Source organism: Bacillus songklensis, from assembly GCF_042649685.1.
Lineage (GTDB): Bacteria > Bacillota > Bacilli > Bacillales > Bacillaceae_H > Bacillus_BA > Bacillus_BA songklensis.
Genome location: NZ_JBHRZT010000072.1, coordinates 239,567 through 251,514 on the forward strand (window position 1 = coordinate 239,567; position 11,948 = coordinate 251,514).

At 40.0% G+C, this 11,948-nt stretch carries 9 protein-coding genes, 1 pseudogene and 1 riboswitch; of the genes and pseudogenes, 8 read left to right on the forward strand and 2 right to left on the reverse strand.

The genetic code is table 11. The annotated features are described in order from the left end of the window. Nucleotides 1–2: 2 nt before the first annotated feature. Together ACFOU2_RS19985 and ACFOU2_RS19990 are read right to left on the reverse strand one after the other, a co-directional pair. A complete protein-coding gene (locus ACFOU2_RS19985) occupies nt 3–293 on the reverse strand; it encodes a hypothetical protein (RefSeq protein ID WP_377918063.1) in 291 nt (96 codons plus the stop codon). A 380-nt stretch (nt 294–673) separates the two neighbouring features. Then, nucleotides 674–1,696 (reverse strand): LLM class flavin-dependent oxidoreductase, encoded by a 1,023-nt coding sequence (locus tag ACFOU2_RS19990; protein WP_377918680.1) that lies wholly within the window; start codon nt 1,694–1,696, stop codon nt 674–676. Nucleotides 1,697–2,050: 354 nt separating this feature from the next. Here ACFOU2_RS19990 and ACFOU2_RS19995 point away from each other — a divergent pair, with 354 nt between their 5' ends. The 8 genes and pseudogenes from ACFOU2_RS19995 (at nt 2,051) to ACFOU2_RS20030 (ending at nt 11,874) form a co-directional block, all read left to right on the forward strand. Continuing rightward, nucleotides 2,051–2,641 carry a molybdopterin-dependent oxidoreductase gene (locus tag ACFOU2_RS19995; RefSeq protein WP_377918064.1) on the forward strand — a complete coding sequence of 197 codons (591 nt, stop codon included), beginning with the start codon at nt 2,051–2,053 and terminating at the stop codon, nt 2,639–2,641. 863 nt (nt 2,642–3,504) lie between these two features. Further along, nucleotides 3,505–4,149 carry a 5,6-dimethylbenzimidazole synthase gene (bluB, locus tag ACFOU2_RS20000; RefSeq protein ID WP_377918065.1) on the forward strand — a complete coding sequence of 215 codons (645 nt, stop codon included), beginning with the start codon at nt 3,505–3,507 and terminating at the stop codon, nt 4,147–4,149. Between the two features lie 250 nt (nt 4,150–4,399). After that, nucleotides 4,400–4,514: riboswitch (TPP riboswitch) on the forward strand. A 136-nt stretch (nt 4,515–4,650) separates the two neighbouring features. Next, on the forward strand, nt 4,651–6,432 hold the full coding sequence (gene thiC / locus ACFOU2_RS20005; protein ID WP_377918066.1) for a phosphomethylpyrimidine synthase ThiC: 1,782 nt from the start codon (nt 4,651–4,653) through the stop codon (nt 6,430–6,432). 20 nt (nt 6,433–6,452) lie between these two features. Continuing rightward, nucleotides 6,453–6,623, forward strand: coding sequence for a serine protease (locus tag ACFOU2_RS20010; protein WP_377918067.1), 171 nt, complete (start codon nt 6,453–6,455; stop codon nt 6,621–6,623). Between the two features lie 877 nt (nt 6,624–7,500). Continuing rightward, nucleotides 7,501–7,767: pseudogene (locus tag ACFOU2_RS20015) on the forward strand (glyoxalase); the annotation flags it as partial. Nucleotides 7,768–7,771: 4 nt separating this feature from the next. Next, nucleotides 7,772–7,912 (forward strand): hypothetical protein, encoded by a 141-nt coding sequence (locus tag ACFOU2_RS20020; RefSeq protein ID WP_377918068.1) that lies wholly within the window; start codon nt 7,772–7,774, stop codon nt 7,910–7,912. A 123-nt stretch (nt 7,913–8,035) separates the two neighbouring features. Beyond that, on the forward strand, nt 8,036–9,721 hold the full coding sequence (locus ACFOU2_RS20025) for a methyl-accepting chemotaxis protein (RefSeq protein ID WP_377918069.1): 1,686 nt from the start codon (nt 8,036–8,038) through the stop codon (nt 9,719–9,721). 200 nt (nt 9,722–9,921) lie between these two features. Further along, a complete protein-coding gene (locus tag ACFOU2_RS20030) occupies nt 9,922–11,874 on the forward strand; it encodes a BglG family transcription antiterminator (RefSeq protein WP_377918070.1) in 1,953 nt (650 codons plus the stop codon). Nucleotides 11,875–11,948 lie beyond the last annotated feature (74 nt).

Consider the following 11,948-nt stretch of genomic DNA (forward strand, 5'->3'; position numbering starts at 1 on the left):
TCCTAGAATGGATCGTTATTATGATCGCTGAATGCCTCGATTGCTTGATCAATCGCACGATAGGCGCCTCCAAAGGCGTTTGTTGCAGAAAGGTCCTCAGCATTCTCCAATTGTACTTGTGCATGTTTGGCATGTGTAACCGCACGGATGACATCTTCCAACATGGCAGCCTTGTCGCCGGCTGCAGCCTTTGCCTGTTCCAGTTCTTTAATGCAGTGGTCCAAGTCATGCGCTTTTGGATCGTCGAAAGATTGTTCCAATGCGTCTTTCACATGTTGCAATACTTGTTTCATTCGTTTCCCTCGTTTCCCTCGTTTTATTAAAAGTCATTTCCATAAGGTAGTGTGACCAACTTGTTGCCCTTTATGTAAGATTCTTTTAAAGAGGGATGTTGCTTTCTCCATTTTGTCTGCTTTATGTCGCATAACATTATCCGGTAATTGCACCGTTCTTTTTATCCGCGCCTGTCACTATCCGAAAATGGTTGAATGAATCAATGAATTCGGGTGGTGCAGGTACGTTTCGTTCATTACAAGATGGTGAAGAAGGATAAAATGAAAAAGGAGCCGGCTGGTATATTTACTGCCTGGCTCCTTTCTTACGCTTTCATTCAGCACATGAAAAACTGTACAAAGTATCATGATAGTGCGTATATCAAATCAATTGTTTTTTCCTATTTCGTAATCTCAGCCACAATTTCGAAGGAACGAAGACGCTTCTCGTGATCAAAAATCTGGGCATTTACCATGATTTCGTCGGCCTGGGTATCATCTAAAAATTCCTGCAGCTTTTCCTTGACGGTCTCAGGGCCTCCAATGATGGAGGAGCCGAGTTGTTGTTCCAGGACTTCCTTTTCGTACTCGCTCCAGAGATCGTCCATGTTGTCCACCGGCGGTTGCAGCGGTGCTGGATGATTCCGGATCAAGTTCAGGAATTGTTGCTGCATGGAAGTGGCCAGGCGGCGCGCTTCCTCATCGGTATCGGCAGCAATCACATTAACCCCGACCATTGCATAAGACGCATCCAGCACTTCCGAAGGACGGAAGTGACGGCGGTATAACTCCAGAGCCGGCAGTGTGTTGTTAGGCGAGAAGTGGCTGGCAAAGGCAAATGGCAGACCGAGCTGGCCGGCCAGCTGTGCGCTGAAGCCGCTTGAACCCAATAACCAAATTGGAATGTTCAGCCCCTCACCAGGAATCGCCCTTACATGCATTTTTCCTGAAGCTAAAGACGGATCAAAATAGGCGCGCAGTTCAGCCAATTGCTCGGGGAAATCCTGGCCATCGCTTCTGCGGTCACGTCTTAAAGCATGTGCAGTAAGCTGGTCAGTGCCCGGTGCACGGCCGAGACCCAGATCGATGCGTCCCGGAAACAGAGACTCGAGCGTCCCGAACTGTTCCGCAATCACCAGGGGAGCGTGATTGGGCAGCATGATTCCGCCAGAGCCCACTCGGATTTTTGATGTGCCGGCTGCCACATGGCCAATGACGACAGATGTCGCCGAACTGGCGATACCGGGCATATTATGGTGCTCTGCCAGCCAGTAGCGGTTATACCCCCATTTTTCAGCATGGCGTGCAAGATCAAGTGTATTTCGCAACGAATCGGAAGGACTGCCACCGACCACAATCGGAGAAAGATCAAGCACGGAAAATGGAATATCACTTAGTCGTTTTCCGTTTACATTTACAGACATATTTTCATCTTCTTTCTTTATATAATGATAGATGCCTATGGGGACAAGCTTTTCACGTTTTTTATTCTTTACCCGTTCCCCCTTAAAAAAGCAACTATATTTTATCAATTTTTTTTGATGTTTTAAAATATAACGACTCGATGACAGAAACAGCTGGACGAAGTGAAAGATATACATTCATGCGGGTATCGTGTAATTTATTATGTTTAAAGCGTTAATCAACATACTCCGGTTATAAGGATTCAGATTAGAAAGAGCCTGGCTTCAATATGTTGCATCCCAAACGGCTAATGGGTATCATTTATGTTAAAAAGCACCATCTATAGAAAGTGGTACAAGAAAGGATGAAGCAAGATGGGAAACAAGCTGCCTCCCGGTCAATTTGAAACAGAAAATTGGCCCATTCTGCATCAGGGGGATGTGTACGAATTCAGTGAAGATACATGGAATTTCAGATTATTTGGTGAAGTGAAGGAAGAAGTCTCCTTATCATATTCAGACGTGATGAAGCTGCCAAAGACTGTATCCACCATTGATATGCATTGTGTCACGACATGGTCAAAATTCGGGACGACGTTTGAAGGAATCGCACTGCGTGAGTTGGTGAATCTAGCTGAGCTCAATGAGGGTGCAAAATATGTCAAAATATACGGCTACTATAACGGCGATCCGTTCGGATATTCAGCAAATATGCCGCTCGAACCATTGTTAGGGGACGACGCTTTGTTTGTTTATCGGTGGAAAGATCAGAACCATGAGTGGGAGGAGATTACCCCGAAGCATGGTTACCCATTACGTTTGATTCCGCCGGCCTCCTTCTATTTATGGAAAGGCACGAAATGGGCTTCCGGAATTCGATTTATGAAAGAAGATGAAGCAGGATTTTGGGAAGAATTGGGCTATTCCATGACAGCCAATCCATTCAAAGAGGAACGTTACCGCTGAATAAACAGGATGACGAAGCGATTCTCACTTAGCATTTGTGCCTGTGTCACTACCCGGACGTTGTCGAATAAATCGACAGGATGCTGGAGGTGGCAGGCACTTTTGTTAGGGATATTGAAGAAACATCCAAAAAACAGGCTATCTCGATTTACAGGGATGGCTCCTTCTCATCAAGAGGTATTACATAATTTCTTTCCAAGAGTGACAAAAAAGAAGAGTAGTAGTGAAATGGTTGACCGAACAAGAAAGCTTGTCATCTTTGGATGTGGAATAAAATGAATAGATTTCCTTCATGTTTGATGTTGTTTATGTGGTCCTGGTCACCAATCCATACATATTTCATTTTTCTTCTCCTTTCTATCTTATAACCAACATTAATAATACTGGCAGAAACGCTTTAGCCTTCTTATAAATGTATCGTCAAAAAACATGTTCATTTCGATTTCTTTCATAGCCGCTCGCTTTCTTCTCTTGGAAAATGATTTGCTTTTTTCAGTGTAACATTTATCGGTCGGGATAGGAACTTTTGATCATTTTTTAACTCCTGTTATAGAGCCTTCTTTTTATCCCGCTCTAACGGGCAGTAAGACCCCCACCTCAAAGTTCAGGGGAACAAAGAGGCTTAGGTGGGGATAACTGCCCATAAGAACCCGATAAGTTCAACTAACGATCAGTGGGGGATGAACGAAAACCCCCCACTGATGGAAGTTTCCTATATTCGCATTTTTTGTTCGATCTCCTTGAGCATCTTAAAAGGTTCTAAATAATGTAGCATGGACCGCTGTTGTTCATGTTATATTATTTGTGTGAATTTATATATTTTTATATAGCAGTATTTAAGAATAGAATAATGGAGGAGAACTATGTTTACTAAAGAAGAAAGGGAAGCAGTATATAAAGCTATATATAGCAGAAGAGATATTCGAAGTTTTTTGCCTAACCCCGTTCCCGTAGAGACCATACATAAAATATTAGATGCTGCTCATCATGCCCCTTCGGTAGGATTTATGCAGCCTTGGAACTTTATTTTAATTTCTTCTCAAGAAATCAAGGAACGTCTGGCTTGGGCCGCTGATAAAGAGAGAAGGGCACTAGCTATTCATTATGAAGGGGAAAAAGAAAATAAGTTTCTTAGTCTCAAAATTGAAGGTCTAAAAGAAGCTCCTTACACCATTTGTGTAACATGTGACCCAACTAGAGGAGGTTCACACGTATTAGGACGCAATTCCATTCCCGAAACCGATATTCTTTCAACTGCCTGTGCTATTCAGAATATGTGGTTAGCGGCTTGTGCGGAAGGATTAGCAATGGGATGGGTTAGTTTTTACAAGAAAAATGATATTCGCGATATTTTGGGAATTCCCCCCCATATTGATCCAATTGCTCTTATGTCTATTGGCTATACAGATCAATACCCGGAAAAACCGCTTTTAGAATTAGCGAATTGGGAAAAAAGACGATCCTTAAATGATCTTATTTTTGAAAATAAATGGGGATACCGAAAATGAAAAGACTCGTGCTCTTTCCCTTCCTTCATTCTTGAACTGACCGGGTTCGCTCAATAAGCTAAAGTTGAAGGCTGATCGTATCTTTATACATTTGGAGCCATAAGCAGAACAGGAGAAAGACAGAGCCTGTTTAAAAGTTTTCCAAGGCGGAATCAATGTGATTGACAACACGGCCTGAAAAAATATAGGTAATTAGAACTATTTACAAGTTTGAATGCGAGAGTCTATATTTAATTTGTACAATTTAAAATGTTTAGACTAGGGGTGTCCAATAAGTTGGGCTGAGAGAGAAACACGATGAAGTTTCTTAACCCTCAGGACCTGATCTGGTTCATACCAGCGTGGGGAAGTTAGAATCTACTGAATCAATAATGACGTGTGGTCATTGTTGCGTGCATACTAACATCAGCCGGGTCTTAAATATAAGATCCGGCTTTTTCATGCTGTAAATGGATTGGATTTTGTTCTTTTTCATCATCTTAAAAAGGAGAGAATGAAATCATGGTGAACAATTCAGTAAATGACATGAACCTTTCAATCATGTCTAGTTTTTCAGGAAGTAAAAAAGTTTATGTCGAGGGGTCTAGACCTGATATCAAAGTTCCGATGCGCGAGATTCGACTAGAGCCAACAACCGGATCATTTGGTGAAGAGGAAAATCCGCCTGTACGTGTCTATGACACTAGCGGCCCCTACACGGACTCTGATTATTCCGTTGATATTCGTAAAGGTCTTAGCCCTTTACGCCGTAACTGGGTTCTTGAACGCGGGGATGTAGAAGAATATGAAGGCCGTGAAGTAAAACCTGAAGACAACGGCTATAAAAAAGATGATCCCCGGGCTAATTTAGAAATCTTTCCGGGACTAAAACGAAAACCATTGCGTGCAAAAAAAGGGAAAAATGTCACCCAATTACACTATGCACGTCAAGGGATTATTACTCCTGAAATGGAGTTTATCGCCATAAGAGAAAATGTTTCTCCCGAATTTGTTCGAGATGAAGTAGCACGGGGGCGTGCGATTATTCCTGCTAATATTAATCATCCGGAAAGTGAACCAATGATCATCGGGCGCAATTTCCATGTGAAAATTAATGCGAATATTGGGAATTCAGCTGTCACTTCTTCCATTGAAGAAGAAGTCGAAAAAATGACATGGGCTACCCGCTGGGGAGCAGATACCATGATGGATCTCTCTACCGGTAAAAATATACATACAACCCGTGAATGGATTATTCGAAATTCTCCAGTACCGGTTGGAACAGTTCCGATTTATCAAGCCCTTGAAAAAGTAAACGGAATCGCTGAAGATTTAAACTGGGAAGTTTTTCGCGATACATTAATTGAGCAGGCGGAGCAAGGCGTTGATTATTTTACCATCCATGCGGGCGTGCTTCTGCGCTATATCCCGTTAACTGCCAAGCGCGTGACAGGAATTGTATCCCGGGGCGGTTCCATTATGGCTCAATGGTGTCTGGCTCACCATAAGGAAAACTTCCTTTACACTCATTTTGAAGAAATCTGTGAAATTATGAAGACTTATGATGTATCTTTCTCTTTAGGAGATGGTCTTCGTCCCGGCTCCATTGCAGATGCAAATGATGAAGCGCAATTTGCAGAATTGGAAACACTAGGTGAACTGACAAAGATTGCCTGGAAGCATGATGTTCAAGTCATGATTGAAGGACCAGGCCACGTGCCTATGCATTTAATCAAAGAAAATGTAGATAAGCAAATGGAAATTTGTCAAGAAGCTCCATTTTATACACTCGGGCCTCTTACAACAGATATTGCCCCTGGCTATGATCATATTACTTCGGCGATTGGCGCTGCTATGATCGGCTGGTTTGGTACAGCGATGCTTTGCTATGTGACACCGAAAGAACACCTTGGACTCCCGAATAAAGAGGATGTCAGAGTAGGGGTTATCACTTATAAAATCGCCGCCCATGCTGCTGACTTAGCAAAAGGCCATCCCGGCGCCCAAAAACGAGATGATGCCCTTTCAAAAGCAAGATTTGAATTTCGCTGGCGAGATCAGTTTAATCTTTCTCTTGATCCTGAAAGAGCCATGGAGTACCATGATGAAACCCTTCCGGCTGAAGGGGCCAAAACAGCCCATTTCTGTTCGATGTGCGGCCCGAAATTCTGCAGCATGAGAATTTCGCAAGATATTCGTGATTTAGCAAAGGAAAAGGGTCTTGGCTTCGAATCTGTTATTGATGAGGGATTGAAAGAAAAAGCAAATGAGTTTAGAAAGACCGGCGGCGAAATCTATCAATAACGGCAGGGAAGGAGAGTTCGATGAATCGGGTGATCCAGATTAAAGAAGAAATGAAACAGTTGGAAACTCAGCTTGAACAGTTAAAAAAAGAGCTGAACCTTCTACAAACCAATTGTGACCACGAATTTAAAACTAACAATTATATACAAGAATGTACAAAATGTCATTTAATTGAGAGCCTAAATTGGTAGCAATAAAGACGGTATTCATGGGAGATAACATAGAGTTTTTTTTGTCAAATCAAATTCGATTAATGGTTCCAAAAGAATATTCTTAAGATTCAGGTATTTAGCCTCATTTATCACTTGGATTGGAATCATATTGTAACACCCAAAAATGAGCAAAGGTGTTTTCATGATTATGTTACTTTATCTTTAAGAATAGTAAGACTTAGTTGATTTTAATGTTCGATAAAAAAGTAATTGATTGAAGTAGAGGGTAACCAAACTAGTTGAACATTTTCCTGATTCTATATCGCTGCATCGGAGAATAGCGGTCAAATAAAAGCTGAACCGCTATTCTTTTTTTCATAAGGATAGGTTAAAGAAGAGTGGTGATATTCTTCTTGAACGAACGGGGCATTAGTGAATAATAAGAACAAAAACATTTCATTTTGTTTCATAAACTTATCAATCGGGTGAGGCACAAACCCTGCCCAGGGCACTACGACAATAAGTATCCGCGTTTTTTACAGTGCAAAAAATTTAAAAATGGATCTTGACAAACTTTGGATGAATACCATATAAATATCTTAAATTAATAATAAATTAATTCGAGATAAAATAATTAAATATGATAGTATGAAACTTCAGGAAGAGAAAAAAGAAATCATGAAATTTTTGAAAAAAATCGGCTATCAGACAAAAGAGCTTTAATTTTTTTGAACAATATCTTGAATTGAAGAATAATTAATAAAGAGTAATAGGGGATTCCTATGTCAGAAGCAGCAGGATGGTATAAGAAACATTTCTCATGAGAAGATATTTTCTTATGTTGAAATGACTGATTCTTGAATTTATGGGGGAATAGTAGAACCGGATAGTGATTTGTTAAGTAAAAGAGAGTCATGAAATTGTGAGCCGATATGGTAATCAGGCGCTCTTTATTTCACTGGCGGATACCATCATCATATTGGTTTAAATACGTGGAATGGTGTAGGGGCACCCTCTCCTTTACCAAACAGTGTCGGACTAAAGTGGTTTTCACTGGTCCTTCCAAGCGAAGAAGCGAGAAATAAAGTCGTACGGCAGCTTCTTCAAATGGATGCATGGGTAACGGAAGAAAATGGAGTGGTTCTAAGATCCTTCAGGCAATCACATTCAATTATGGGTCTGACGAAATGAAGGAGATATCTCATGAATGGAATATTCCGGGCGGCGGGAAAGTGATTGCGCAAATGCCATTTGGCAAACCGGCTGCTCCAGCTGGCGATAAGGAATTCAGACCGCTGAAAGAACGTGTTAACTTCTTTAAAAAATGAATCATAAGGCATACAGAAAACTGTGTGCCTTATTTTAATGGTCATATTTTACTATTTTTTCTCCCTGTTTCCTGGTATAATTTAGAATCGGAAATTTTATATGACATCTTAGGGAGGAAAATCATGCGTATTAAGACCAAACTTATACTTGTTATTTTAATTTTAGTTTTATCTATCTCAATAGTTGGAGTATTAGCTGCATGGTCTTTATATGATAATGTAGAAGAAAATAATAATTTTGACAAGTTGATGGAAATGCAAACAATATCAAAACACATTCAATATCGTCTGGCAGGACTTTCGAACGATGAAAGGGCTTTGCTTCTTACAGGCGACCAAGAGTTTTCTATGGAAATGAAAGAAAAGTCGAGTGATATAAAAGTCCAATTAAACAAATTACGCCAGTTAACAAGTACATCTTCAGATAAAAAGAAAATTGATGAAATTAGTCGAAATTATGAGGAGTATTGGTCTCAAAGCCAATTAGTTATGAGGACAATTGCGATAGATCCTAAAAAAGCGAAAGAAATCCATTTTGGGGAAGAGCGTAGAATCCGTAAGGAAGTGCTGGATCCTTCCTTTGAGAGCTTTGTTGATAAATTAGATAAAGAGGCTACATATGCTGATAACAGAATTAAAGCCCAATCCAAAATAAGACAGACCATTTTGGCGGTAATTACTATTGTCGCAACATTGTTTGGCCTAGTTTTAGGAGCAATCCTTCTTAAATCCATATTAATTCCTTTAAATCAGTTAAAAGAGCAGATGAATGATATATCTATTGGTGACGGTGACTTGACTAAGACAATCAATGTAAAAAATAAGGATGAATTGGGAGAGGTGGCTGATTCATTTAATCAGTTCCTTTCTTCACTAAGAGAAATGATAACGCAGATAAGTTTTTCTTCTCAACAAGCAGCAGCATCGTCGGAACAGTTTTCAGCTAGTGCCGAACAAACCAAATCATCTTCGAATCAAATAGCGAATAATCTTCAACATATCTCATCAAGTATGAATGATCAAACTAAAATCCTAGATGAGAGTTCCACTGCCGTTGAGGAATCTTTACAAAGGTTGCTTAGTGTAACATCCAGTACAGCAAAGGTTTCGGAAGCAACTAGTGTTGTTAGTAAACAAGCAGATAATGGAGAGAAGTCCGTGGAAAAAATCGTTGCTTCTATGGAATTTATTCATCAATCAGTGGGGGAAGCTGATAAAAATATTAACTCATTAGCTGAAGATGCTTTAAAGATTGGAGAGATTACAACAATAATTAATGAGATTGCAGATCAAACAAATCTTTTGGCCCTGAACGCAGCAATTGAGGCAGTCAGAGCAGGAGAACATAGGAAAGGATTCGCAGTTGTCGCAGAAGAAGTCCGTAAACTAGCCGAACAGTCCAGTCAATCCGCTAATCAGATTCGAGAATTAATAAATCGCATACAAGGGGCGACAAATGAAACAGTTACTACAATTAAAGTTGTAAAAGAGAACGTTAATAACGGGAACAGTTTAACAGCGGCTACTTCTGTCCAATTTAAGGAAATCTTAAGCTCAATCTCAAATGTATCTGAAAAAATACAAGAAATAGCCGCAACAACCGAACAACTTACTGCTAATTTCGGCATGGTTGCTAAAAGAGTCGAAGACGTATCAAAATTATCTAAGGAAAACTCTGGAAATATAAATGAAATTGCAGCTGCTACAGAAGAACAATTAGCTTCTATGGAAGAAATCCAATCTGCTGCACATTCTTTAATCACTATATCAGAGTCTCTTAATGAAGTGGTTCATCGTTTTAAAATTTAAAGGGGGCTGACTCAAAAGCCTTCGGGAAAGGACAATCATTTATTTTTTCTGCGATGAACCGTCACTGAAATCCGTGATTTTCTTGGATTTTTAATGACGGTTCAATGTAGTATTGCCGGCAAATATATGGTATAAAAGATGGTGTTAAATTAGAAACATACTTTTTATAAGATCGTTACATAGGTAAGCAGGTGAAACTAATGAATGCAAGGCAAAAGGAAATCTTGCGTATTTTATTGACTCAATCCGATCAGCATTTGTTAGTGCTAGATATTGCAGAGCGAGTGGACTGTTCCGAAAAGACAATCCGCAATGATTTTAAAGTGATTGAAGACTTTCTTGAGGAAAATTCAGAGGCTGCCTTAATCCGAAAACCGGGGCTAGGCGTTTATTTAGATATTGAGGACCATGAAAAGACAAGGTTGTTTAACAAGCTGCACTTGGCAAACAATCCAGCCAAGCATGAATCCAATGAAGAAAGGGTCCTTGAAATAGCCTATCAGCTTCTAATGACTGTAAAGCCGGTCACAGCTCAGGACCTTGCTTCTCAATATTTTGTGAATAAAGCGGTCATAAAAAAAGACTTGGACAAAATTGAAAAGTGGTTAAACAATTTGGACTTAACGTTAGTTTCCAAGCAAAGAGTCGGCCTAACCGTCGAAGGTAATGAGAATAACAAGAGAACGGCATTAGCTCGGCTATCCCAGTTGATCAACAATCCGGAGCTCACGGATCCATTTATTAAAAAACAATTTTCACCCCATGAAGTTGAAATCGTAAAAAGTGAATTGAAGGAGCTGCAAAAACGCCATTCCTTATATTTTACAGATGAAGCATTTGAAGGGCTGCTTGTACACACACTCTTCATGATTAAGCGAACGAAATTAAAACAGCCTATTTCCATTTCAGAAAAAGAGAAATCTCTTCTGCAGGATAAAAAAGAATATGAGTGGACTTCCGAATTTCTTAAAAGGCTGGAACCTGTTTTTGTTGTCCATTTTCCGGAAGAAGAAGTCACTTATCTCGCTTTACATATTTTGGGAGGCAAATTTCGTTATCAACAAAATGATGGAACATGGGGGATAGAGGATCTCGCTGAAAATAATCCTGTTCTTTTTAAGCTTTTGCAACATCTGATCAGTCGTATGTCGGAGTTGAATATGGTTGACTTCACAAAGGATCGAATCTTGGTAAATGGGTTGAAGGTTCATTTATATACGACATTAAATCGCCTGAATTACAATCTTTCTGTATCGAATCCGATGCTAAATGATATTAAAAAGATGTACCCTTACATGTTTGATATGGTGATTCACGTATTAGAAGAAGCAAATCAGTCGCTCTCCCTTTTAATCCCCGAGGAGGAAGCAGCCTACCTCACTTTACACTTTCAAGCGGCAATTGAACGACTTAATAGCAACAAGGGGGAAATGAAAAATGCCGTCATCGTTTGCCATATGGGAATTGGAATGTCCCAGCTATTGCGGACGAAGATCGAGAGAAAATTCTATCGCGTCAATGTCATGGGATGCATAGCCAAGGCTGATTTGGAAGATTATTTAGCTGAACATGATGTCGATCTTGTGATCTCTACTATCTCCCTTCCGGAATTAAAGGTTCCCCATATTGTTGTATCTCCTCTGTTAGAAACTGCGGAAGAAAAGAGATTGGATGATTTTATAAAACAGCTTGATGAACCGGTTCATCAAGAATCAAGAGAATCTATTATTTTGAAGTATACGACTCCCTTTTTAGTTTTTTTGCAGCAGGATGTAGGACATCGATATGAGTTAATCGAAAAGATGGCCAACGCCCTGTATGATAAAGGCTATGTGGAAAAAGAGTATGCCCATCATGCAATTATCAGGGAAAGAATGTCAGCGACAACCATTGGTGCAGGCATTGCTATTCCGCATGGAAATCCCAAGCTGATCAAACAGTCAGCTATTGCCATCGCTACATTAAAAGAACCGATTGAATGGGGTCCTGAGAAAGTAACCTTGGTATTTATGCTGGCTGTTAAGAATGATGAGCAAGAGGAGATAAAGCAGTTGTTTCGTGAATTGTCCTCTATAAGCGAGCAGCCTGCTTTCATTCAAACACTCATGGAAGAAACGGATATCATGAATTTTCTATCCCATTTCAATCGCTAGAGAAAGAGCGAGGCCGATGAGCCTTGCTTTTTCTATATTTACCGGGATAAAAACCATTTTTCCGGAAGTTCCGG